We start from the raw sequence: 24003 nt of genomic DNA on the forward strand, positions 1-24003 counted from the left end.
AAGTAAGCTTAGCTAATCATGATTGTATCATCAGGGGCCTTAAATGGATCATCATTATTAATATGATCATAGAACAAGACACCATGAAGATGATCGATTTCATGCTGACAAACGATTGCTGGGTAATTCTTCAACCGAAGTTGATGAGTTTCACCCTTAACGTCTTGGTAGCGCAAAGTGATGCGGTCGTGACGAGGAACATATCCGGGAACATCTTTATCAACCGAAAGACAACCTTCACCCTCAGTGAGTGCTCCATATTGCACGGATTCACTAACAATTACTGGGTTAATGATAACATCCTTGAATGAAGGTTGATCGTCGTCTTCGTTTAGGGATGGAACCAAAACAGCGGCCATTTGCTTTGAAATGCCGACTTGCGGAGCAGCTAGCCCGACACCAGCACGGAGTTTATATTTTTTACACAGTTCTGGATCCTGACTTACTTCAAGATATTCCATAGCACGCTTGGCAAATTCTTGATCTTCTTCTGAAAGTGGAAATGTTACTTTTGCAGCACGTTTCCGTAAGACAGGGTCACCATCGCGAACAATATCTTTCATTAAATACACAATGATCATCCTCCAAATAAAAAACTAATCTACATTATTTATCGTTTAAAATTTATTGTTCAAACAAATAGTAGTTTATCACAATCTGAAATTGAATAAAAATAACGGTAAAAACAAAAAAAGGTAAAAAATAAAGTATAAACAATCATTTTTGTTGAAAACGTATACAATTTAAGAAAATATTAGTCGAATTAATCAAAATAAGTCTATGAAAGCGCTTGTATTATGTTTAAAGAGCGGTATACTAAATAATGTAAGTAAGGTAAGTAATCGCTTACGATGATGTTAATTGGATTTGGAAAGGGATGTTTTATAATGGCCAATACCAAAGCTGTTGACTTTGCAAAGATTAAAGCTGAAGAAGGCGCTCCATATGCAAAGCCTGTTCAAATTCTCGATAATGATGGGAATGTCGTTAACAAGGATTTAATGGCTAACTTCAGTGATGATCTGTTAGTTGACTTAATGAAGAAGATGGTTTGGGAACGTGCACTTCACGAACAAACCATGAGTTTCTCCAAGCAAGGTCGTTTAGGATTTTATGCCCCAACTTGGGGTGAAGAGGCCTCAGAAATGGGGACCGCGGCTGCATTTAAGAAGAATGACTTCTTATTCCCTGCATATCGTGACTTACCTCAATTAATTCAACACGGTGCAACTGTTGCTCAAATGTACCTTTGGTCAAAGGGTTACCTCAAAGGTAACATGTTCGACGCTCGTGCATTACGTCCACAAATTATCATTGGTGCCCAAATGGTTGAAATGGCCGGTGGTGCTCTTGGTATTAAGAAGAACGGTGAAAAGGATGCCGTTGCTTATGCTTATACCGGTGAAGGTGGTTCATCACAAGGTGACACCTACGAAGGGATGAACTTTGCTGGTGCATTCCAAGCTCCTGCCGTATTCATTATTCAAAACAACGGCTGGGCAATTTCATTCCCACGGAAGCTTCAAACCTATGCTCAAACCATTGCTCAAAAGGGTGTTGCAGCTGGTATTCCAGGTGTTCAAGTTGACGGAATGGATGTCTTGGCATGTTATGAAGTTGCTAAGGAAGCTCGTGAATTCGCTGCAGCTGGCAATGGTCCAGTATTAATTGAAACCTTAACATACCGGTTCGGTGCTCACAGTTCTGCTGGTGACGATCCTAGTCGTTACCGTACCAAGGAAGAAGAAAAGCCATGGTTCGACAAGGATCCATTGATTCGGCTTCGTAAGTACTTGACTAAGAAGGGCCTCTGGTCTGAAGACGAAGAAAACAAGTATGCTGATGAATGCAAGGAAGACTTCAAGAAGGCTATGAAGGAAGCTGACTCTGTAGAACCAGAAAAGGTTACAGACATGCTTAAGCGGACCTTCGAAGTTCCAACCCCAGATATCAAAGAACAAATTAAGAAGTACGAAGCAAAGGAGTCGAAGTAATCATGGCTAAAAAGACTTATATCAAAGCTATTACTGAAGGTATTGACATTGCTTTGTCTGAAGATCCAAAGACCTTGGTCTTCGGTGAAGATGTTGGTAAAAACGGTGGTGTCTTCCGTGCTACTAACGGCTTGCAAGAAAAGTACGGTAAGGACCGTGTATTTAGTACACCATTAGCTGAATCTGGTATTTTAGGTCTGTCAATTGGTTTAGCCGCTACTGGTTGGCGTCCAGTTCCAGAAATTCAATTCATGGGCTTCACTTTTGAAGCAATGGACTCAATTGCTGGACAAATGTCACGTGTACGTTTCCAATATGATGGTACTAAGAACATGCCAATCACTATCCGTACTCCATACGGTGGTGGTACTCATACTGCTGAATTGCACGGGGATGATCTTGAAAACTTCTTCGTAGGTATTCCAGGTCTTCGTGTTGTTACACCAAGTTCAGCTTATGACGCTAAGGGACTTGTTATTTCCGCTATTGAAAATAATGACCCAGTTCTCTTCCTTGAAAACCTTCGTCTCTACCGTTCAGTTAAGGGCGAAGTTCCTGATGACAAGTACACTGTTCCTTTGGACAAGGCAAATGTCGTTGAAGAAGGTAACGATGTAACAATCATTGCTTATGGTGGTGAAGTTTCAGAAGCTCAAAAGGCTGCTAAGAAGCTTGCTAAGAAGAATATCTCAGCAGAAATTATCGATCTCCGTTCACTTTACCCACTTGACACAGACACTATCTTTGAATCTATCAAGAAGACTCACCATGTAGTAATCGTTCAAGAAGCACAAAAGATGGCCGGTGTCGGTGCACAAGTAGCTTCTGCTATTTCAGAAGGTGCCATCATGTACTTGGATGCTCCAGTTATTCGTGTAGCTGCTCCAAACTCTGTTTACCCATTCCCACAAGCAGAAAATGTATGGCTTCCTGGTGCTGATGACATTGAAGATGCCGCAACACAAGCTGTTAATTATTAATCGCGGTGCACACACCACTGATTAAGAAAGGAAGTTAAATCGATATGGCTTATAAATTTAGACTACCTGAAATGGGTGAAGGTTTGACTGAAGGGGACATCGCTTCTTTCTTAGTTAAGGAAGGCGACCAAGTCAAAGATGGTGACCCATTAGTAGAAATTCAAACTGATAAATCAACTACCCAACTTGTTTCTCCTGTTGCCGGGACAATTAAGAAGATCGAAGCAAAGGAAGACGATCATGTTGAAAAGGGTAATGACCTTGTATTGATCGATGATGGCAAGGATGGCGTAAGCACAAACGTTGAAGATGAAGACGCTGAAGATGCCGATGACAGTGCTGACGACACTGCTGCTGAAGAATCAAGTGCTCCAGTTGAAAGTGAAGCACCAGCTGCTTCTAGTGCACCTGCACCTGCTCCAAAGCAAGGCGGAGTAGCACCATTAGCTGAACCTAACAAGCTTGTTATGGCAATGCTATCTGTACGTCAATATGCTCGTGACAAGGGCGTTGACATTTCATTGGTACAACCAAGTGGTAATCACGGTCAAGTATTAAAAGAAGATATTGATAACTTCAATGGTGCTGCTGTCTCCGCTCCTGCTGCCAATGCTACCGTTGCTGCTAGTGCACCTGCTGCAGGTAATACTATCAAGCCTTATGAAGGTGCTGGCAAGGATGCTGAAACCCGTGAACCATTGTCCAAGATGCGTCAAATCATCGCTAAGAACATGCGTGAATCTGCTGACATTAGCCCAATGGTAACTGTATTCGCTAACGCAGAAGTTTCTAAGATGATGGCTAACCGGAAGAAGTACAAGCCTGTAGCAGCTGATCAAGGAATTCACCTAACATTCTTACCTTATGTTGTTAAGGCTTTGATTGCGATGATGAAGAAGTACCCAGAATTCAACAGTTCAATTGATGACAGTACTCAAGAACTTGTTCAAAAGCACTACTACAACATTGGTATTGCTACAAGTACTGACCACGGTCTTTACAACCCTAACATTAAGAATGCTGATTCAAAGAGTATGTTTGAAATCGCTAAGGAAATTTCAGATAATGCTGAAGCTGCTGAAGAAAACAAACTTAGCCCAGAAAGTATGGTTCATGGCTGCATGACTATTTCTAACATTGGCTCAATGCGTGGTGGATGGTTCACACCAATCATCAATCAACCAGAAGTAGCTATTCTTGGTATGGGTACAATTGCAACTGAACCAGTTGTTAACGCAGATGGTGAAATTGTCGTTGGTCACAACATGAAGTTGTCATTAACCGTTGATCACCGTTTGATTGATGGTGCCCTTGCTACAGAAGCTTTGAACTACTTGAAGAAGCTCCTTGAAGATCCTGAATTATTGATGATGGAGGGCTAATTAGTATGGCTGATGTTGAACAAAAAGATACTGTTATTGTAGGTGGAGGTCCTGGTGGTTACGTTGCCGCTATTCGTGCCTCAGAATTAGGTCAAAAGGTTACCTTGATTGAAAAGGGTGAACCAGGACTTGGTGGTGTATGTCTTAATGTTGGTTGTGTTCCATCAAAGGCTTTAATTGCTGCTGGTCACCGTTTGCAACAAGCTAAGGATTCTTCAACATACGGAATCTCAAAGACTGATGCTTCAATCGACTTTGCAAAGACTCAAGATTGGAAGCAACACAAGGTTGTTGACCGGATGACCCGTGGTGTTGAGATGCTCTTAAAGAAGCATAAGGTTGAAATCATTGATGGTGAAGCTGTAATGGACAGTGACTCACAACTTCGGGTTATGAAGACTGGTCCTAAACAATTCATGGACAATGACAACGGCCGGGTAATTAAGTGGAACAACTTAATTCTTGCTACTGGTTCACGTCCAGTTGAAATTAAGGGCTTCAAGTTTGAAGGTCGGGTTATTGACTCTACTGGTGGCTTGAACCTTCCTGAAGTTCCAAAAGAATTCGTTGTTATCGGTGGTGGTTACATCGGTACTGAATTAGCTGGTGCATATGCTGACCTTGGTTCACACGTAACAATTCTTGAAGGAACCGGTTCAATTTTGAATGGCTTTGACAAAGATATGGTTAAAGTTGTTGAAAAGAACTTGAAGAAGAAGGGCATTGACATTGTTACAAACGCAATGGCAAAGAGTTCTTCACAGGATGACAAGAGCGTTACTGTTAACTATGAAGTAGACGGTAAGGAACAATCATTAACTGCTGACTACTGCATGGTTTCAGTAGGCCGGAAGCCAAACACTGATAACTTTGGTCTTGAAATGACCAGTGTTAAGTTGGATGACCATGGTAAGGTTGTTGTTGATAAGCAAGGTAAGACCTCAGTTGATCATATCTATGCTATTGGTGACATTGTTCCAGGTCCCGCTTTGGCACACAAGGCATTCTTCGAAGGAAAGACTGCTGCTGGTGCAATTGCTGGTAAGAATACTGCTAATGATTGGGTTGGTGTTCCTGCAGTTTGCTTTGCAGACCCAGAATTGGCTGAAGTTGGTATGAACGCTGACCAAGCTAAGGAAAAGGGAATCGAAGTTGCTACAGCACAATTCCCATTTGCCGGTAATGCACGTGCCGTTTCACTTGATGAACCAGAAGGATTTGTTCGTTTTATCTACACGAAGGACAAGAAGAACGTTGTTGGTGCACAAGTAGTTGGCCCAGAAGCAAGTACTTTAGCTGGGGAACTTTCATTAATTGTTAACTGTGGAATGAACGTTGAAGATGTTGCTTTGACAATTCACCCACACCCAACTTTGAATGAACCAATTCAAGAAGCAGCTGATGTTGCTCTTGGCTTCCCAACTCACATTTAGAATGTCGAAAAACATCCATAATCCTCAAAACACGCTATCATTTTGGTAGCGTGTTTTGTGGGTTTAAAGCTAAAATGGTAGTAGCTAACGATATTAATGAAGAGGGGTGTGATGGTTAAATGGCAACTAAGGAGAATAGTTATTCTTACCCGATTGATCCTGATTGGACAAATGATGAAATGAAAGAAGTAATTGGGATGTTTCGGGTGGTAGAAGATGCATACGAAGTTGGAGTTGAGCGGCAAGCAGTTATCGACCAATACAAGAAATTTAAACAAGTAGCAAACTCAAAGGCGTATGAAAAGCAGCTAGGAAAACGCTTTGAGGATGTTTCTGGCTATTCTTTATATAAGGTAATGCAGGTAGCAAAAGAAAAAACGGCTGGGAAGATACGGGTGAATCAGGATGGTAAATAGTGAAACACTAGAAAGGTTTGATCAAAAAGTTCAGGAGCTTTTGTGGAGTGCTCGAAAGCAGACAATTGAGCTAATGAATACACCGGTTAAGGTTGATACCAAGTCGTCAGCTAATGATTTGGTGACCAATGTTGACCGCCAGAATGAACAATTGATTAGGAAACGTCTTTTAGAAATTGACCCATCAGCACGAATTGTGGGAGAGGAAGAGAGTTTTAATCATAAGATCGATCCTGATCTGAATGGCAACGTCTGGATTATTGACCCAATAGATGGAACATTAAACTTTGTTAAACAACGGGATCATTTTGCCATTATGGTAGCCTTATATTGTGATGGGGTACCAACTTTAGGCTACATTATGGATGTGATGAATAAGCGCTTATACCATGCTTGGCGAGGACATGGAGCATATGTCAACAAACTGCGATTAAAGGAACCAGCCAATTCTTCGTTAGCAGATAGTTTAATCGCAATTAATGGCTGGCAATTAATTAAAAATCATTGTCATCAACAAGAAATTGCTCAGCAGGCTGCTGGACTAAGAATGTATGGCAGTGCAGGAATTGAAATAATTCACGTTTTAAATGGCCAATTAGGTGGGTATACGTCAAGGTTAAAGCCGTGGGATATTGCTGCCGGAATGGTAATTGCAGAAGAACTTGGTTTGCTAGTGAAAACAATTGACGACCAACCGCTTAATGTGCTATCATCAAACACTGTATTAGTAGCAACGAAAAAAGTTTGTCAGGATATCTGGCAGATTACTAAATAGTTGTCGAAGCTGTGACTAATTTGTCGCAGTTTTTTTATGAAATCACTCGCGGGACAGTGTATACTGAACTTGTTAGAGTAGAGTTAAGATGAAAGGAAGATTGAATCTTGAAATCTCGTGACGACATTCGGAACATTGCGATTATTGCCCACGTTGACCACGGTAAGACTACCCTAGTTAACGAAATGCTTAAACAATCAGATACCTTGCCAGAACACTTCTCCATTGAAGATCGGGCAATGGATACTAACGCTATTGAACGTGAACGTGGTATTACCATCTTGTCAAAGAACACTGCTGTTAAATATGGTAAGTACCAAATTAACATCCTTGATACTCCAGGACACGCTGACTTCGGTGGTGAAGTTGAACGGGTTATGAAGATGGTTGATGGTGTCCTTTTGGTTGTTGATGCCTTTGAAGGAACCATGCCTCAGACACGGTTCGTTTTGAAGAAGGCTCTTGAACAACACCTTACACCAATTGTTGTTATTAACAAGGTTGACCGTAAAGGTGCCCGTCCTGAAGAAGTTGTTGACGAAGTTCTTGATCTCTTTATTGAATTAGGGGCTGATGAAGATCAACTTGACTTCCCTGTTGTTTACACTTCAGCAATGAACGGTACTTCAAGTTATGATTCTGACATTTCTACTCAAGAACATACTATGAAGCCATTGTTTGATACCATTATTAAGACTATTCCTGCACCAATTGATAACTCTGATGAACCTCTTCAATTCCAAGTTGCTATCTTGGATTACAATGACTTCGTTGGTCGGATTGGTATTGGTCGGGTCTTCCGTGGCAAGATCAAGGTCGGCGATAATGTTACCTTAATGAAGCTTGACGGCTCAAAGAAGAATTTCCGGGTTACTAAGTTATTCGGTTTCTTCGGGTTGAAGCGGTTGGAAATTAAGGAAGCTGAAGCAGGTGACTTGATCGCTGTTTCAGGAATGGAAGACATTAACGTTGGTGAAACCGTAACTGATCCAGAACATCCAGAAGCAATTACACCATTGCGGATTGATCCACCGACATTACGGATGACTTTCCGGACTAATGATTCACCATTTGCTGGTCGTGAAGGTAAATTTGTTACTGCTCGTCAACTTGAAGACCGGTTGAAGCGTGAAATGCAGACTGATGTTTCATTAAAGGTTGAAGATACGGATGACCCAGGTGCTTGGACTGTTTCAGGTCGTGGTGAATTGCACCTTTCAATTTTAATTGAAACATTGCGGCGTGAAGGTTTTGAACTATCAGTATCACGTCCAGAAGTTATCTATCGTGAAATTGATGGCGTAATGTGCGAACCATTCGAAGAAGTTCAAATTGATACTCCAGACGAATACACTGGTTCAGTTATTGATAGCCTTTCTAAGCGGAAGGGTGAAATGAAGAATATGGAACCAGGTGAGAATGGTCAAACCCGGTTGATCTTCTTAGCACCATCACGTGGATTGATTGGTTACTCAACCGAATTTATGACAATGACCCGTGGTTACGGAATCATGAGTCACACCTTTGAAAAGTATGCTCCAGTTATTAAGAACTGGAACCCTGGTCGGCAAAAGGGTACTCTTGTTTCCATGAATGCTGGTAAGGCAACTACTTACGCCATGATGGGAATTGAAAGTCGTGGACAATTATTGATTGATCCAGGTACTGAAGTTTACGAAGGAATGATCGTTGGTGAAAACAGCCGTGAAAATGATATTACGGTTAACATCACCAAGGGTAAGAACTTGACTAACGTTCGTGCTGCTGGTTCTGATGAAATGGCCCACATCAAGACGCCTACTCACTTCTCACTTGAAGAATCACTTGAATTCTTGAATGAAGATGAATATTGTGAGGTTACTCCAGAAAATATTCGTCTGCGGAAGAAGATCTTGAATACCAATGCCCGTGAAAAGGAAGCTAAGCGTCGTCGTGCTGCTTCACGGAAGTAATTAATAATATTATTTTAAGAATAGTGCTGCGGATGGTGGTCTTTACATCATCTTCAGGACTATTTTTCTTTTTGGTGTATAATAAAAGAGAATTTTTTCAATTAGGTAGGTGCAATAGTGAAAGTTAGACATATTCATAAAATTCATATTTCTCAGATCAGAAAAAACTTTCATTACTGGGATTACTATTTAATGGTCCCCTACTTAGTTTTATGTATGATTGGGATTGTCATGGTATATTCTGCTAGTTCGGCAATTGAAATGCAAAATGGTGGGACACCAACATCATACTTAATTAAGCAAACGATCTATGTAATTATGGGGATCTGTTGCTTACTTTTTGGGGCTAACTATCCTTTGAAACATTACCGGACACCGCGTTTTTTACGTGATTCAACACTTGCAATGATTGGGATGCTACTATTTGTTCTGGTATTGAGCCATGCGGTAAATGGAGCGAAGGGCTGGATTAACCTTGGTGTGATTAATATTCAACCAGTTGAAATCTGTAAGATTTATTTTATTTTGTATCTTTCCGATCGAATGGCACGGGTTCGGGCGCGCAATGACCACTTTATTAGTTCTGGAGGCGGTCCATGGCTGGTAGTTGCTCTTTGCTTGCTCTTAATCGTTCTTCAGCCGGATATCGGGGGGATGGCAATTAATGTAATGATTGTTGCCGTTCTTTTTCTCGCGTGTGACTTTCGCTGGAGCTTTGGAATTAGCATTTTGCTTATTATTCCTATTATGTGCTACCTATTAGTTGAAAAAGCGGTTGAAAGTGGCCTGATTCATGGTTATCGGATGGCGCGGTTTGTGGCTTTTCTGAACCCATTTGGTAATGCTTCTGGATCAGGGAGTCAGCTAGTTAACTCGTACTATGCTATCAGTAATGGTGGTGTTTTTGGTTCTGGCCTAGGCAATAGTGTTCAGAAGATGGGCTACCTTCCAGAACCAAATACCGACTTTATTATGTCGATTACAAGTGAAGAACTGGGACTAGTTGGTGTTAGCGTCATTTTAATACTATTGATGATCATTATTTGTCGAATGATTCAAATTGGTGTCCGCAGTAATTCAATGTATGAGATGTTACTGTGCTATGGTTCAGCAACGTTTATTTTGATTGAAGCATTCTTTAATATTGGGGGAGTTTTAGGTTTGCTACCAATTACTGGGGTAACCTTTCCCTTTATTAGTTATGGTGGATCGAGTATGCTGATCTTGTCATTTACTGTTGGGATCATTATGAATATTAGCATCCAGCAAAATAAACAACGGGCGTTACGAAGAGGCGCTCGTCAACCAAGAAGAGCTAGGGGGTAGCAGTTATGTTTAACCTAACCAAACGACGAGCAATCATCGTTTACTATAATGGACGTCGGGTATTGCGAAGCTTACATCATTACGGACAGCTACGGTATGCATCAAAGCACTTCCACTATGCAATTCTATATGTTAATCAGGATCGCTATGATGAAATTAAAGAGCGAGTTCAACATTTGCGCGCGGTTAAGCGAGTTATTAACTCAGCCCGTCCGGATCTTGATCCGACCTTAACCGATCTGGAACAAACAGGTTTATATAAACAACATGATGAGGATGATTAAGAATGAGAATTGTCGCTGGTGATTTTGGTGGGCGCCGGTTAAGCGCTGTTCCGGGAATGGCGACGCGACCGACGACTGATAAAGTAAAAGAAGCATTATTTAACATCATTGGTCCATATTTTAATGGTGGAATGAGCCTTGACCTATATGGCGGTAGTGGAGGTCTGAGCATTGAAGGGGTCTCAAGAGGGATTGAGCACGCTATCCTTGTTGATCGTGCTTATCCAGCCATTAAGACGATTAAGGATAATATCGGGGTAACAAAGCATCCCGAAAAATTCACTGTTTTGAAGATGGATTCGCGCAAAGCCTTGACCGTTCTTGCAAAACAGGAAAAGAAGTTTGATTTGGTTTATCTTGATCCCCCATATGCTAAGCAGCAAATTGTTAAGGATATGACAAGAATGGCTGAATTGAGTCTTCTGAATGAGGATGCATTAATAGTTGCTGAAACTAATCAGGAGGCTAATTTGCCTGAGACTATTGATTCGTTTAACTTTATTAAACGGCAAAGTTACGGAATTACGGTTTTGAATTTTTATCGATTTGAAAGAGGGTAAACAGAATGAAAGTTGCAGTATTTCCTGGAACATTTGATCCACTGACTCTAGGACATCTTGACTTAATTAAACGGGGAAGTGCATTGTTTGATCAATTGGCGGTTGCCGTAATGACTAATCGAAGTAAGAAACCATTGTTCACGGTTGAGGAACGAGTAGCTCAGATTCGTGAAGCTGTCTCGGGATTGGATAATGTTTCAGTAATTACAACTGACGGCCTAACTGTTGATTTGATGAATAGGATTGGTGCCGATTACTTAATGCGTGGCTTGCGGAATACAACTGATTTCCAATATGAACGTGATATTGCCGCAATGAATAATTTTTTAGATGATCAGTGTGAGACAGTATTCTTCCTTGCAAAGCCAGAGTACCAACACTTGTCTAGTAGTATTCTAAAGGAAGTTACATCTTCTGGCGGTGATATTTCTGCTTATTTGCCAAAGAACATTAATGAAGCACTAAAGCAGCGGATTGAAGAGGAAAAGTTAAAACAGGTTAAGGAGCATAATGAAAAAACAAGATAAGTTAATTATGCGGCGAATATTACTGACTTTATTTGCCGTATTATTTATCGGCTGGTTCCTGTTTTGGCCGCTCAATAAGTATATTGAGAGTCCGGGAACTGCCGACAGTTTACGTTCCTACGTTAAGATTAAGGGCCATCCTGATAAGCAAAAAGGGAGCTTCATGATTACTTCTGTTTATCTTCAACAGGCACGCCCTGCAACCTATCTTTGGGCTAAATTAACCCCTTATAATACAATCGAAAGTAAACAAGCTGTTACTGGTGGTCAAAATAATGCGACCTTTGATAAGGTTCAAGATTTTTATATGCAAAGTGCAATTAATGAAGCAATTGCGAATGCATATAAAGCTGCCCATCAGGAAGTCAGCAAACGGTACCTTGGAATCTATGTTCTTGAAGTTGAAAAAAATTCCAAATTCAAAAAGAATATTAAAGTTGGTGATACGATAACTAAGGTTAATGGTCATCACTTTGATACTGCTCAAGGCTTTCAGAAGTATATTGCTAAGCGAAGGGTCGGTTCACCATTAACGGTAACTTACCTTCATGATGGTCATCAGCATACGGTCACCAAGCCACTAGTAAAGATTGCTAGTTCTCGGGCTGGAATTGGGATTGTTTTGACTGATAATGTTAAGGTTCATACTAAAATTCCGGTTAAGGTTAATCCGGGCCAGCTGGGAGGACCTTCTGGCGGTTTAATGTTTAGCTTACAGATCTACCAGCAATTGACTGGTCAGGATCTGCGCCATGGACGTAAGATTGCTGGAACAGGAACTATTAATCCTGATGGTTCAGTTGGTGAAATTGGTGGGATTGATAAAAAGGTGATTGCTGCTCATAAGGCTGGCGCAACAATTTTCTTTGCCCCTTATGTTAAGCCATCTAAGCTTCTTCTTAAGTATGAGGAGCAGCACATGACAAATTACCAGTTAGCCAAGAAAACCGCGCAAAAGTCCGCACCGGGGATGAAAGTAGTGCCGGTATCGTCATTTAATGATGCAGTTAAATATTTAAAAGCACATCCGTAGTGGGTGTTAAATAAGGGACCAGAGAACAATGCTTTTCTGGTCTCTTATTTCATTGGCGATTGAGTGGCTTTTTAGGTATGAAGGTATAGATTAGTTTTCCCTTTTAAAATTTAAACGTGCAAAGACTAAATTTTAACGTTCTTTATTGGTAGGGGGATAATTTATGGAACACTTAGAGGAAATCTGGCTGAATCACCGTAATAAAATAATCATGGTTATAGTTCTTTTGATAGGGGCTGTCGTGGTTGGTGGTAAAGCATATCATCCACAAACTAATGTTAATAATGATCCTTTTATGACAACTACCAGTAAAAGAATACCGACCACCCAGAAGCAATCACAGGTGAAGGGTGGGAAAGCAGTATGCGTTGACATTAAGGGAGCGGTGCTTCATCCAGGAGTTTACCGCTTGCCAGGAGGTTCGCGGGTAAATGAAGCTTTAATTGCAGCGGGCCATGAAACTCCCGATGCCGATATGAACCAGATTAATCGAGCTAAGCAGCTAGTTGACGCTCAGGTTATTTATGTTCCTAAAAAAGGTGAACAAATACCGTCATTATTATCGGGAGGTGGATCATCAATTTCAGCGGCAAATGAGAACAATCATAGTGGTAGTCAAGAGATTGTTAATCTTAATACCGCCACTAAAGAGCAACTATGTAAAATTACGGGAATCGGGGATAAAAAAGCGGATCTAATCCTCCAATATCGTCAGGAACATGGTAGTTTTAATTCGGTTGATGATCTAAAAAATATTAATGGCTTTGGTGAAAAAACCGTTACTAAGTTGAAGCCAATGTTAGCAGTCTAATTTTTAGTTTGATTTTAAGTTTGTTATACTAGTCATCAAAAGTATTCAGAAAGTGTGGAAAAGATGAAAAAGAGGATTGATTGGGATCAGTATTTTATGATCCAAGCAGCATTATTAGCATCAAGAAGTACTTGTAATCGGTTATCCGTTGGTGCTGTTTTAGTACGGGATAAACGAATCATTGCCGGTGGTTACAATGGCTCTGTTTCAGGAGATGCTCACTGTATAGACGATGGCTGTTACCTGCGTGATGGCCATTGTGTACGAACCATTCATGCTGAGATGAATGCCATTTTGCAATGTGCAAAGTTTGGAATTTCTACTGATGGTGCTAGCTTATACGTAACTGACTTTCCTTGTTTGCAATGTACAAAGAGTCTTTTGCAGGCCGGAATCAAGGAAATTAACTATATTCGGAATTATCATAATGATGAATATGCTATGAAACTAATTAAATTAAAGAATATCCGCCTTAATCAAATTAAATTAGACGATAATATCCTTGAACAGGTAGCTTTGGATCAATACATTCATCCAAAGCAGAAGTAGCGATTTATAATCGGGTTATTTTTCCGGCAATTGTTGCTGGGTTAGTAACGGCGATTATCCTGAATCATTATTATTGGCTCCTGCTCCTTCTTGCATTGACCTTTTATCGAATAATTAGCTTAAAAGAACGAACAGTTTTAATCGTAACGTGTTGTATCGCGATTTTTACAGCAGTTAGGTGCTTTAATGAACAGCAGAATATTCGGTCAATTACGGTTAAACAACAGTGCGAGATCACTAATCGGACATACTTGGTTTTACCGGATCAAGTAACGATTAATGACTCTTTTATTAGTGCTCGGGCAACAGATGTTCAAACTGGTGAAAGAGTGATTCTAGCTTACTTTGCGAAGAATTATCAGGAAGTGCAAAAAATCAGCAAGACAAGTAGCGTGATGCGGTGGACGGTCTCTGGAAATAAGTGTCCCCTTGAGCCGGCCACTAATTTTAATCAATTCGATTCACAACGCTATTATTGGCAGTTTCATATTTATAATCAGGTTAAATGCAAGCAACTACGAGTCGTAAATAATTATCAGTCGGGATTAATTCAACGGTGCCACGTTTTGCGTGCGAAGTTGTACACCTACTTTAGTTATTTTCCTCACCCGCTTGCTAGCTATTGTCAACAACTGATTTTGGGGATGAAGAATGACCAAAGTGCAGAGATGATGGAAAATGTTAAGCGGTTAGGTTTGTTGCATTTGTTTTGTATTTCTGGGATGCACGTTGTCTTAATAACCGATTGCCTAAGAAAGGGATTGGTTAGAGCACACTTTAATCGTGAAGATATTGAATGGCTCTTAATTATTAGCCTGCCAATATATTTAATTATTGGTGGTGGCTCGATTAGTTTGATCCGGGCTGTAATCATGGCGGAGATGAACTTGATTCAACGGGTGACAGGATTAAGTTCACTTGATGGGTGGGCAATGAGCTTGCTTGGCGGTTTATTGTTTGATCCTTGGCTTCTTCTAACTCTCGGTGGCCAGTTGAGCTATTTATTATCGTTTGCATTACAGGTTATTCCTAATACGATTCGCTCTTATCGACAGTCATTACTCTTAAACCTGGTTAGTTTGCCATCGGTATTGGCATTTGTTTATGAAATCCACCTGTTAACGTTTATTTGTAGCTTTCTTATTATTCCATTCTTTTCAGAAATTATTTTCCCAGCTGTAATTATTAGTGCATTATTATCTAAGTGGCTACCTCTTTTTCCGTTGCTTGTTAATTATTTGCTAAAGGAGTTTGAGTGGCTTTTAGGTGAACTAAGTAATTGGCCTGGGGTGATTAGGTTTGGTAAGCCATCAGCGATCATCATTTGGGTGTTATTTATTGTAACTTTATTAATAATTGATCACTATCGGCTAAGATCATTGCTTTTTCTTGGTGGTTTATATGCCATTGCATTTATCACTGTTCATGTACCGCTTTATGGTGAGGTTACCTTTGTTGATATTGGTCAGGGTGACAGTGTGATAATTCGCTATCCTTTTAGCAATCGAGTTGAACTTATTGATACAGGTGGAAAATTATTATTTGGGAAACGACCTGCGCGAACAAAAAGGGATTATGCTACGAAGACCAGTATTAATTATTTGAAGAGCTGCGGAGTTAGTAAAATCGATACAATTTACCTTAGCCACCATGATTTAGATCATATTGGTTACTTAACATCGGTTTTACAAAACTTTAAAGTAAAGCAGCTTGTGGTGCCAAAGGGGATGGAAAAGCAGCACTCCTTGATAAGATTAATTCCTGTCAATTGCCAACAAATTCCTCAAATTCTTCCGGTAGTAGCTGGTAATAAATTATCATGCTCAAATCTTTATGTTTTGCATCCTTTTGATAAGAGCGAGGGTAAGAATGAAGATTCAATGGTTTTGGCAGGAGTCTTTGGTCAACTCAAATTTATGTTTATGGGAGATTTAGATCGTCAGGGGGAGAGAAATATTATGCACCGTAACCCTGATTTGAAGATAGATGTCTTAAAATTAGGTCATCATGGTAGTAAGACATCAAGTGATCCGCAATTCATAAGGCAACTTCTTCCACGAATAGGGATTATTTCTGCTGGAAGACAAAATCGATACGGTCATCCTAATCAGGAGACCCTAATTACGTTAAGCAAAAATAATGTTAAGCCGGTATCAACCCAGAGGTATGGAATGATTCGGTACCGTTACTATGGAAGCAGCTATCATTGGCAAACAAAACTAAAAGGAGATGAATATGGGTGGATGTTACCACGCTTAAACAACAAATAACGAGTAAAACTCCTGCAATGATCTACCTTGCTCTTGGAACGCAGCAGGTATTGTTGCAACGAGTACGTGAGATGTTTATTAACCTAATTCCGAAAGAAGAACGGGTAATGAATGTTGGGAGTTATGATATGGAAACAACGCCGTTAGCAGTTGCCCTTGATGATGCAATGGCAGCCCCGTTTTTTGGTGAACGACGACTAGTTTTGATTAATAAGCCATATTTCTTTACTGGAGAAAAGGGGCCAGCAAAAATTGAACATGATCTTGACTCGCTGAGTAATTATTTACAACACCCGGAGCCGTCAACTATTTTGGTTTTCTTAGCACCGTATGAAAAACTGGATGGACGCAAAAAAATTGTTAAAGAACTAAAAAAGGTAGCGGTAACAGTTGATACTGCTCCTTTAGATGAAGCACATGCACGGCAACAGGTCCGTGCTGAGCTTACTAGCGATCAGTATACAATTGATGAAACGGCCATTGATGAGCTAGTTCAACGGACCAATGCTGACTATGAGTTAATGAATGCTAACTTAAGCAAGCTTAAACTGTTGACGTATCAGGACCGACACATTACCCAGCAGGCAGTTAAAGAGCTAGTGCCCCAATCGCTTGATGAAAACGTCTTTGATTTAGTTAATGCGGTTCTTAAACATGACCAACCAAGATCTATTGACTTATATGATCAATTGATCGCGGGACAACAACCGCCATTGAGGATCAATGCAGTATTGATTAGTCAGTTTCGCTTATTATTGCAAATTAAGATTTTGAGTTCACGAGGACTTAGTCAGGGAAGCTTGGCACAAAAATTAAAGGTCCACCCATATCGTGTTAAGTTAGGACTTCGAACCGTTCGTCAATTCAGTTTACTTGCATTAGAAAATGCATATTTAGGATTAGTTAATATTGAAAAGGCATTGAAAACAACGCAACGCGATCCCAGATTACTCTTTCAACTGTTTATGCTTCAGTATGGACAGCAACAAGGTATAGGGATGAGCTAACTGTGAATAATAAAAGAGCTCCTAATACTCTAGTCTGAGCGTTAGGAGCTTTCGTTTAAAAATAAAAAAGTGAAACTTTTCAGTTTCACTTTTTTTAATTACTTAGCGTAACGTGCTGAAAGACGTGACTTGTCACGAGCAGCCTTGTTAGCCTTGATAAGACCCTTTGAGTGGGCACGGTCAATTGCTGAGATTGCAGCCTTGTAAAGATCATCAAGGTTATCTGCGCCAGCAAGCTTTGCCTTGTCAAACTTCTTGATAGCAGTACGCATTTTGCTTAATTGGGATGCGTTACGTGCTTCAGCCTTTTCGCTAGTACGAACACGTTCAATTGCTGATTTAATAATTGGCATGAGTTTCACCTCCGTTACCCAATATTCAGTTGACCAGAATTTTCAACATCTGTCATTATACAAAAGACTAGTTCTCAATGCAATAGTAAAGAAGAATTTTGAAACGATTGACTTGCATCTTGAGGAAAAATTGGTTATATTATTAAAGGTTTATTTGAACCATGCCTCTTCTCAGTTTTGCGATCCTCACCGACGCAATACTTAGAACTTGGCGCATTTATATAATTGAAAGGTGGGAAAATAGCATGGCTATTTCTAAAGAACGTAAGGATCAAATTATCAAGGAATTTGCAACTCACGAAGGTGACACTGGTTCTACCCAAGTACAAGTTGCTGTTTTAACTGCAGATATTAACGAATTGAATGACCACTTGCGTACACACAAGCATGATTACCACTCACAACGTGGTTTGATGAAGAAGATTGGTCACCGTCGTAACCTTTTGGCTTACTTACGTCGGACCGATTTGAATGCTTACCGTGACCTTATCCAAAAGTTGGGTCTTCGTCGGTAATTCATCACATTGGAAAGCTGGAACTGAAAAGTTCTGGCTTTTTCTTTTTTAAATTTTAGCTGGAGGGTACTCCTATTCCAATTCTTAACTATTCTGTGGTAAGATATTACATAGTGATTTTGTACGATAAAATGCCTAGAAAAGGTAAAACTAAACAAAGGAGCTCGCTAAATGAGTAGTATAAAAATAATTCCATTTGGTGGAGTACGCGAAAATGGAAAAAATATGTACGCTGTCGAGATTGAAAATCAAATTTTCATTCTTGATGCTGGTTTAAAGTACCCTGAAAATGAATTAATGGGGATTGATGTTGTCATTCCTGACTGGGAATACCTCAAAAAGCGGAAGAACGATATTGTCGGTGTCTTCCTTACCCATGGACACGCTGACGCAATTGGTGCATTACCATACTTCTTAATGGATTTTGATGTTCCTGTTTTTGGTAGCGAAATGACAATTGCGTTAGCCAAATTAGCAGTCAAGGGGCATAAAGAAGTTAAAAAGTTTAATGACTTTCACGTTGTTGATGAGTCAACGGCAATTGATTTTAACGATGTTACCGTTTCTTTCTTTGCAACCACCCATACAATTCCAGAAACATTGGGGATTGTCCTAGAAACGTCTGAAGGAAACATTGTTTATACCGGTGACTTTAAGTTTGACCAAACCGCTAGCACGGGGTACCAGACTGATCTTGCCCGGTTAGCTGAAATTGGCTCTCAAGGAGTTTTAGCATTGTTGAGTGACTCTGCCGGAGCAGGAATTACTGGTGCCTCAGCACGGGAAAAGGATATTGGTGAATATATCCTTGAAACGTTTAAGTACCAAAAAGGGCGGATTGTTGTTGCTAGTGTTGCTTCTAACATTATGCGGGTCCAACAAATTATTGATGCGGCTGTTAAGGTTGGTCGTAAATTAGTCCTTTCAGGTGAAGATATTGAGCAGATTATTGATACCGCAATGCAATTAGGTAAATTAAAACTCCCTAAAGATCTGCTTATTAGTATGGAAGAGGCTAATGATCTTGAACCAGACCAAGTTGTGATCTTGGAAACCGGGAAGATGGGAGAACCAATTAAGTCGCTCCAGCAGATTGCTAATGGGGATAATCCTAAGCTTCATTTGTCTGATAGCGATTTGGTCTTTGTTACAACGACGCCTTCATATGCCCAAGAAACCGAAGTCCAAAAGACTAAGGATATGATTTACCGGACCGGAGCTGAAGTTAAGTTCATTTCAGATGACCTTAACCCATCTGGACACGCAAATCAGAATGACGAACAGCTGATGCTTAACTTTATGAAGCCAAAGTTCTTTATTCCAATTCAGGGTGAATATCGGTTATTAGATCGCCATGCAGAATTAGCTGAAGAGGTAGGAATCCCTGCAGAAAACATCTTCATTGTAAATAAGGGGGATGTCCTAACTTATAAGAACGGCAAATTCCATGTGGGTGAACACATTGATGTTGCTAATACCATGATTGACGGGACGGGAATTGGTGATATTGGTAATATTGTTTTACGTGACCGTCGAGTATTATCTGAGGATGGAATCTTTGTTGTTGTCGCAACAATTGACCGGAAGAATAAGAAGATCGTTGCTCGTCCGCAAATTACGTCTCGTGGTTTTGTCTTTGTTAAAACTAACCGGCAGTTGATGAAGCAGAGTGCTGACTTAGTTGAGAAGGTTGTTCAAGAGAACTTGGATCAAAAGGAATTTGATTGGGGACACTTAAAACAAGATGTTCGAGAAAAATTAAACAGGTTCTTGTTTGACCAAACCAAACGGCACCCGGTAATTCTTCCGGTAATTATGGAAGTTAACCAAAATTCACGGAAAAAGGTTAGCGCTCAGAAGAATGAAGAGAATGAACCTAGCAAACAGGATAATAAGAAAAAAGCAAAGCGGCATTCAGGTCGTGGTCGTGGCCGGAAACACCATGCCAAAAAGAATAATGCGTAAATAATATTGGAGGAAATCAGGGAGTTGGGTATTTAGAACTAAGCTTCCTGGTTTCTTGATTTTAAAAGAGCTGAAGGTGAAGTAAAAATGAATCCTGAACAAACAGAGCAATTTGAAAAGGCTAAAAAACTTTTTGCGGAAAATAAATGGCGGGACGCAGCAACGATTTTGTTTGATTTACAAAATGAGGTGGATGATGAGCAACTCACCGAGTGGACAACAAGGGCGTTATATAACTCGAAGCAGTACAAACTTGCCTATCAAGTTGCCACTCAAGATCCCCAAGTGTTTGCAAATGATGTGAAGTTCCTTGTTCAGGTTGGATTAAAGGCTCAGCATTTTATTTCTACGCGAGCAATGATTTTACGTCAGCCAGAGGAAGTAATTGCTAAACTGCTTCCCCTCGTTCAACGGGCGGAATTGAACTATCGTCAAGAATTTAAGGCAACAATTCAAAACCAGCTTCGGACTTTCTACCACCTTGGCGATTACCCGTTAGAAGAACAACGAAAGCGACTATTAGCTGCTGACCAGCTCCCATTAGCTGACTTTATGGTTGGCGCAAAGTTTTTGCTTCGTGATCCATTTACCCAACAATTTGTTAGGGCTGATATTTTAAATATATTGCAGCAGCTTAAATGCCAGGAGAAAATTACAATGCTATGTATCGATCAGAAAGAACATTTAATTATTCCTAATAATTTACCGACCGCTTACCAAGATTCGGTAATTGTTAAGTGTCAGCAAATATTAAGCAAGCGACTAGGACAAACTGACCCGCAAATTTTGAGAGCATTGCAAATTCAACTAGATCTTCAAGCAATCCTATTAAACCCGTTAATTGATAAGATCATTACCGATCCAGAACAGTGGATTGATGTAATGTATAAGCGAGCTACTACAGGTGAATATAGTGGCAAAAACGAACAAATTATCCACTGGCAGAAAAGACTAAATCAGTTCATTGATAAATTACAATAAAAACATGAATTAAATTATTTACAAATTGGCAGATAGTTGATATTATGTTATAGAATTCTTCTTGAGAGCCATTTGATTAATCTTTTCATTGGCGAAAAGAAGTAGTACAATATCCATAAGGGTGTGTCAGTTATTTTTCTGAAATGACTGGCATTATACTTGTAAATTCACAGGAGGTTTTCATTAATGGCTGAAAAAGAACATTATGAACGTACAAAGCCCCATGTAAACATTGGTACTATTGGCCACGTTGACCATGGGAAGACTACTTTAACTGCTGCTATCACTAAGGTATTATCAGAAAAGGGCTTGGCTAAGGCTGAAGACTACGCTGATATCGATGCAGCTCCAGAAGAAAAGGAACGTGGTATCACTATTAACACTGCCCACGTTGAATACGAAACTGAAAAGCGTCACTATGCTCACATCGACGCTCCAGGTCACGCGGACTACGTTAAGAACATGATCACCGGTGCCGCACAAATGGATGGTGCTATCCTTGTTGTTGCCGCAACTGATGGTCCTATGCCACAAACTCGTGAACACATTCTTCTTGCCCGTCAGGTTGGTGTTCAATACATCGTTGTATTCTTGAACAAGACTGACTTGGTTGACGATGATGAATTGGTTGACTTGGTTGAAATGGAAGTTCGTGACTTACTTAGCGAATACGATTTCCCTGGTGACGATGTTCCAGTTATTCGTGGTTCTGCTCTTAAGGCACTTGAAGGTGACCCAGAACAAGAAAAGGTTATCCTTCACTTGATGGATGTTATTGATGACTACATCCCAACTCCAAAGCGTCCTACTGACAAGCCATTCATGATGCCTGTCGAAGACGTCTTCACTATTACTGGTCGTGGTACTGTTGCTTCTGGTCGTATCGACCGTGGTACTGTTAAGATCGGTGACGAAGTTGAAATCGTTGGTTTGACTGACGACGTTCTTAAGTCAACTGTTACTGGTTTGGAAATGTTCCACAAGACTCTTGATCTTGGTGAAGCTGGGGACAACGTTGGTGTATTGCTTCGTGGTATTTCACACGATCAAATCGAACGTGGTCAAGTTCTTGCTGAACCAGGTTCCATCCAAACTCACAAGAAGTTCAAGGGTGAAGTTTATGTTATGACCAAGGAAGAAGGGGGCCGTCACACTCCATTCTTCTCAAACTACCGTCCACAATTCTACTTCCACACAACTGATGTTACTGGTACTATTGAATTACCAGATGGTGTAGAAATGGTTATGCCTGGTGATAACGTAACATTCACTGTTGAATTACAAAAGCCAGTTGCCCTTGAAAAGGGTCTTAAGTTCACTATTCGTGAAGGTGGACACACTGTTGGTGCCGGTGTTGTATCCGACGTCTTAGACTAATTTAATTATTAGTTTTAGTGAGAAAAAGGTTCGGTTTCCGAGCCTTTTTTGTTTTTAAATTTTTATCTGATCGAATTTCTTGATTAGTTGCAATTACTACTTACGTACGGTAAACTAGTAGAGTATGTAAAGACCAGCCTGATTAGTGTTTGGTCAATCTGATGTATATTGGAGGAAATAAAATGTCAGCAAAATGGGAACGCGATAGCGACGCCAGCAAAGGTACTTTGACATTTGAAATCGATGTCGACACTATTAAGAAGGGACTTGACGAAGCCTTCGTAGAAACCAAGAAGAAGATTACTGTTCCAGGTTTCCGTAAGGGTCGGGTACCACGTCAAATTTTTGACCAAATGTACGGTGAAGAATCACTTTACCAAGATGCCTTAAACAAGGTATTGCCACAAGCTTACAGTGATGCTGTTAAGGAAGCTGGTATTGAACCTGTTGCTCAACCACAAATTAATATCAAGAGCATGGACAAGGATCAACCTTGGGTATTGACTGCTAGTGTTGACGTTAAGCCAGAAGTAAAGCTTGGCGACTACAAGGGAATGGAAGTTCCAAAGCAAGACACTACAGTTAGTGATGCTGACGTTGACGCTGAACTTGAAAAGAAGCGTCAACAACAAGCAGAACTTGTATTGAAGGAAGGCAAGCCAGCCGAAAAGGGCGACACTGTTGTTATCGACTACGAAGGTAGCATTGATGGCAAGAAGTTTGATGGTGGCTCCGCTGACAACTACTCCCTTGAATTAGGTTCAGGATCATTTATTCCTGGCTTTGAAGATCAATTGATTGGTCACAACACCGACGATGATGTTGATGTTAAGGTTACATTCCCTGAAGATTACCATGCTAAAGACTTAGCTGGTAAGGAAGCTATCTTCAAGGTAAAGGTTCACGAAATCAAGGAAAAGCAACTTCCAGAACTTGATGATGACTTTGCTAAGGATGTTGACGAAGATGTTGATACTCTTGCCGAATTAAAGGACAAGACTAAGAAGGAATTACAAGAAAACAAGGACAACCAAGCTAAGGCTGCTATTGAAGATGCAGCAATTAACGCTGCGGTTGAAAATGCCGAAATTCAAGATATTCCACAATCAATGTTGGATGAAGACACTAACCGTCAAATGCAACAATACTTAGCTGGAATGCAACAACAAGGTATTAGCCCACAAATGTACTTCCAAATCACTGGTACTAAGGAAGATGATTTGAAGAAGCAATTCGCTGCTGATGCTGCACAACGGGTTAAGACTAACTTAGTTCTTGAAGCAATCGTTGATGATGCAGACTTATCTGCAACCGAAGATGAAATCAAGGATGAAATTAGTGATCTTGCTAAGCAATACGGCATGAAGGAAGACCAAGTTAAGAATGCTTTGTCTGAAGACATGCTTACACATGACATTAAGATCCGGAAGGCTGTTGACTTGGTTGCTGACTCAGCTAAGCAAGTTGAAAAGGCCGATGATAAGAAGGAAGATAAGTAATCGATCCTATTATC

General features: G+C 40.3%; 23 protein-coding genes. 21 read left to right on the forward strand and 2 right to left on the reverse strand.

Features of this window, described 5'->3' with window-relative positions; genetic code table 11:
* Positions 1 to 8 precede the first annotated feature (8 nt).
* A complete protein-coding gene (gene def / locus HMPREF0549_RS03470) occupies positions 9 to 572 on the reverse strand; it encodes a peptide deformylase (RefSeq protein WP_040531063.1) in 564 nt (187 codons plus the stop codon).
* A gap of 315 nt (positions 573 to 887) precedes the next feature.
* Between def and pdhA the strand changes: the two genes are divergently transcribed.
* The 16 genes from pdhA (at position 888) to holA (ending at position 17299) form a co-directional block, all read left to right on the forward strand.
* Positions 888 to 1994, forward strand: a complete 1107-nt coding sequence (gene pdhA, locus HMPREF0549_RS03475) for a pyruvate dehydrogenase (acetyl-transferring) E1 component subunit alpha (protein ID WP_040531066.1) — start codon at positions 888 to 890, stop codon at positions 1992 to 1994.
* Between the two features lie 2 nt (positions 1995 to 1996).
* Positions 1997 to 2974 (forward strand): alpha-ketoacid dehydrogenase subunit beta, encoded by a 978-nt coding sequence (locus HMPREF0549_RS03480; RefSeq protein WP_003716864.1) that lies wholly within the window; start codon positions 1997 to 1999, stop codon positions 2972 to 2974.
* A 44-nt stretch (positions 2975 to 3018) separates the two neighbouring features.
* The gene (locus HMPREF0549_RS03485; protein WP_003716865.1) at positions 3019 to 4356 is read left to right on the forward strand and encodes a 2-oxo acid dehydrogenase subunit E2; all 1338 of its coding nucleotides are present in this window, start codon (positions 3019 to 3021) and stop codon (positions 4354 to 4356) included.
* Positions 4357 to 4361: 5 nt separating this feature from the next.
* Entirely contained in the window at positions 4362 to 5789 is a 1428-nt protein-coding gene (gene lpdA / locus HMPREF0549_RS03490) for a dihydrolipoyl dehydrogenase (RefSeq protein WP_003716866.1), read from the forward strand.
* A 119-nt stretch (positions 5790 to 5908) separates the two neighbouring features.
* A complete protein-coding gene (locus HMPREF0549_RS03495; RefSeq protein WP_003716867.1) occupies positions 5909 to 6205 on the forward strand; it encodes a UPF0223 family protein in 297 nt (98 codons plus the stop codon).
* On the forward strand, positions 6195 to 6980 hold the full coding sequence (locus tag HMPREF0549_RS03500) for an inositol monophosphatase family protein (protein WP_003716868.1): 786 nt from the start codon (positions 6195 to 6197) through the stop codon (positions 6978 to 6980). The genes HMPREF0549_RS03495 and HMPREF0549_RS03500 overlap by 11 nt, the downstream gene beginning before the upstream one ends.
* A gap of 107 nt (positions 6981 to 7087) precedes the next feature.
* Positions 7088 to 8932, forward strand: a complete 1845-nt coding sequence (gene typA / locus HMPREF0549_RS03505; protein ID WP_003716869.1) for a translational GTPase TypA — start codon at positions 7088 to 7090, stop codon at positions 8930 to 8932.
* Between the two features lie 117 nt (positions 8933 to 9049).
* Positions 9050 to 10258 (forward strand): FtsW/RodA/SpoVE family cell cycle protein, encoded by a 1209-nt coding sequence (locus HMPREF0549_RS03510; protein ID WP_050754854.1) that lies wholly within the window; start codon positions 9050 to 9052, stop codon positions 10256 to 10258.
* A 5-nt stretch (positions 10259 to 10263) separates the two neighbouring features.
* Entirely contained in the window at positions 10264 to 10542 is a 279-nt protein-coding gene (locus HMPREF0549_RS03515; protein ID WP_003716871.1) for a DUF2129 domain-containing protein, read from the forward strand.
* A gap of 2 nt (positions 10543 to 10544) precedes the next feature.
* Positions 10545 to 11102, forward strand: a complete 558-nt coding sequence (gene rsmD / locus HMPREF0549_RS03520; RefSeq protein ID WP_003716872.1) for a 16S rRNA (guanine(966)-N(2))-methyltransferase RsmD — start codon at positions 10545 to 10547, stop codon at positions 11100 to 11102.
* A gap of 5 nt (positions 11103 to 11107) precedes the next feature.
* The gene (gene coaD / locus HMPREF0549_RS03525) at positions 11108 to 11629 is read left to right on the forward strand and encodes a pantetheine-phosphate adenylyltransferase (protein ID WP_003716873.1); all 522 of its coding nucleotides are present in this window, start codon (positions 11108 to 11110) and stop codon (positions 11627 to 11629) included.
* Positions 11613 to 12662 (forward strand): SepM family pheromone-processing serine protease, encoded by a 1050-nt coding sequence (locus HMPREF0549_RS03530; protein ID WP_003716874.1) that lies wholly within the window; start codon positions 11613 to 11615, stop codon positions 12660 to 12662. Before coaD ends, HMPREF0549_RS03530 begins: the two co-directional genes overlap by 17 nt.
* Positions 12663 to 12825: 163 nt before the next feature.
* Complete coding sequence (locus HMPREF0549_RS03535; RefSeq protein WP_003716875.1) at positions 12826 to 13473, forward strand: helix-hairpin-helix domain-containing protein; 648 nt, start codon at positions 12826 to 12828, stop codon at positions 13471 to 13473.
* A gap of 63 nt (positions 13474 to 13536) precedes the next feature.
* The gene (locus HMPREF0549_RS03540) at positions 13537 to 14022 is read left to right on the forward strand and encodes a ComE operon protein 2 (protein ID WP_003716876.1); all 486 of its coding nucleotides are present in this window, start codon (positions 13537 to 13539) and stop codon (positions 14020 to 14022) included.
* Between the two features lie 95 nt (positions 14023 to 14117).
* Entirely contained in the window at positions 14118 to 16292 is a 2175-nt protein-coding gene (locus HMPREF0549_RS03545) for a DNA internalization-related competence protein ComEC/Rec2 (RefSeq protein WP_235807372.1), read from the forward strand.
* A complete protein-coding gene (holA, locus tag HMPREF0549_RS03550; protein WP_003716878.1) occupies positions 16262 to 17299 on the forward strand; it encodes a DNA polymerase III subunit delta in 1038 nt (345 codons plus the stop codon). Before HMPREF0549_RS03545 ends, holA begins: the two co-directional genes overlap by 31 nt.
* Positions 17300 to 17397: 98 nt before the next feature.
* Here holA and rpsT read toward each other — a convergent pair whose 3' ends face one another.
* On the reverse strand, positions 17398 to 17652 hold the full coding sequence (gene rpsT, locus HMPREF0549_RS03555; protein WP_003716879.1) for a 30S ribosomal protein S20: 255 nt from the start codon (positions 17650 to 17652) through the stop codon (positions 17398 to 17400).
* A 245-nt stretch (positions 17653 to 17897) separates the two neighbouring features.
* On the opposite strand from rpsT, the gene rpsO reads away from it, so the two are divergent.
* From rpsO to tig, 5 genes are all read left to right on the forward strand, one after another.
* The gene (gene rpsO, locus HMPREF0549_RS03560) at positions 17898 to 18167 is read left to right on the forward strand and encodes a 30S ribosomal protein S15 (RefSeq protein WP_040531070.1); all 270 of its coding nucleotides are present in this window, start codon (positions 17898 to 17900) and stop codon (positions 18165 to 18167) included.
* Between the two features lie 171 nt (positions 18168 to 18338).
* Entirely contained in the window at positions 18339 to 20132 is a 1794-nt protein-coding gene (locus HMPREF0549_RS03565) for a ribonuclease J (protein ID WP_003716881.1), read from the forward strand.
* Between the two features lie 87 nt (positions 20133 to 20219).
* Positions 20220 to 21113, forward strand: coding sequence for a hypothetical protein (locus tag HMPREF0549_RS03570; RefSeq protein ID WP_003716882.1), 894 nt, complete (start codon positions 20220 to 20222; stop codon positions 21111 to 21113).
* 186 nt (positions 21114 to 21299) lie between these two features.
* Positions 21300 to 22490, forward strand: a complete 1191-nt coding sequence (gene tuf / locus HMPREF0549_RS03575) for an elongation factor Tu (protein WP_003716883.1) — start codon at positions 21300 to 21302, stop codon at positions 22488 to 22490.
* Between the two features lie 182 nt (positions 22491 to 22672).
* Positions 22673 to 23989 carry a trigger factor gene (tig, locus tag HMPREF0549_RS03580; protein ID WP_040531073.1) on the forward strand — a complete coding sequence of 439 codons (1317 nt, stop codon included), beginning with the start codon at positions 22673 to 22675 and terminating at the stop codon, positions 23987 to 23989.
* The last annotated feature ends 14 nt before the right edge of the window (positions 23990 to 24003 follow it).

Source organism: Limosilactobacillus vaginalis DSM 5837 = ATCC 49540 (genome assembly GCF_000159435.1).
Lineage (GTDB): Bacteria > Bacillota > Bacilli > Lactobacillales > Lactobacillaceae > Limosilactobacillus > Limosilactobacillus vaginalis.

Excerpts from the sequence above, each read along its gene's own strand:
- pdhA (WP_040531066.1), top strand. The coding sequence starts at position 888 with ATGGCCAATACCAAAGCTGTTGACTTTGCAAAGATTAAAGCTGAAGAA.
- HMPREF0549_RS03480 (WP_003716864.1), top strand. The coding sequence starts at position 1,997 with ATGGCTAAAAAGACTTATATCAAAGCTATTACTGAAGGTATTGACATT.
- HMPREF0549_RS03485 (WP_003716865.1), top strand. The coding sequence starts at position 3,019 with ATGGCTTATAAATTTAGACTACCTGAAATGGGTGAAGGTTTGACTGAA.
- lpdA (WP_003716866.1), top strand. The coding sequence starts at position 4,362 with ATGGCTGATGTTGAACAAAAAGATACTGTTATTGTAGGTGGAGGTCCT.
- HMPREF0549_RS03495 (WP_003716867.1), top strand. The coding sequence starts at position 5,909 with ATGGCAACTAAGGAGAATAGTTATTCTTACCCGATTGATCCTGATTGG.
- HMPREF0549_RS03500 (WP_003716868.1), top strand. The coding sequence starts at position 6,195 with ATGGTAAATAGTGAAACACTAGAAAGGTTTGATCAAAAAGTTCAGGAG.
- HMPREF0549_RS03515 (WP_003716871.1), top strand. The coding sequence starts at position 10,264 with ATGTTTAACCTAACCAAACGACGAGCAATCATCGTTTACTATAATGGA.
- rsmD (WP_003716872.1), top strand. The coding sequence starts at position 10,545 with ATGAGAATTGTCGCTGGTGATTTTGGTGGGCGCCGGTTAAGCGCTGTT.
- coaD (WP_003716873.1), top strand. The coding sequence starts at position 11,108 with ATGAAAGTTGCAGTATTTCCTGGAACATTTGATCCACTGACTCTAGGA.
- HMPREF0549_RS03530 (WP_003716874.1), top strand. The coding sequence starts at position 11,613 with ATGAAAAAACAAGATAAGTTAATTATGCGGCGAATATTACTGACTTTA.
- HMPREF0549_RS03535 (WP_003716875.1), top strand. The coding sequence starts at position 12,826 with ATGGAACACTTAGAGGAAATCTGGCTGAATCACCGTAATAAAATAATC.
- HMPREF0549_RS03540 (WP_003716876.1), top strand. The coding sequence starts at position 13,537 with ATGAAAAAGAGGATTGATTGGGATCAGTATTTTATGATCCAAGCAGCA.
- rpsT (WP_003716879.1), bottom strand. The coding sequence starts at position 17,652 with ATGCCAATTATTAAATCAGCAATTGAACGTGTTCGTACTAGCGAAAAG.
- rpsO (WP_040531070.1), top strand. The coding sequence starts at position 17,898 with ATGGCTATTTCTAAAGAACGTAAGGATCAAATTATCAAGGAATTTGCA.
- HMPREF0549_RS03565 (WP_003716881.1), top strand. The coding sequence starts at position 18,339 with ATGAGTAGTATAAAAATAATTCCATTTGGTGGAGTACGCGAAAATGGA.
- HMPREF0549_RS03570 (WP_003716882.1), top strand. The coding sequence starts at position 20,220 with ATGAATCCTGAACAAACAGAGCAATTTGAAAAGGCTAAAAAACTTTTT.
- tuf (WP_003716883.1), top strand. The coding sequence starts at position 21,300 with ATGGCTGAAAAAGAACATTATGAACGTACAAAGCCCCATGTAAACATT.
- tig (WP_040531073.1), top strand. The coding sequence starts at position 22,673 with ATGTCAGCAAAATGGGAACGCGATAGCGACGCCAGCAAAGGTACTTTG.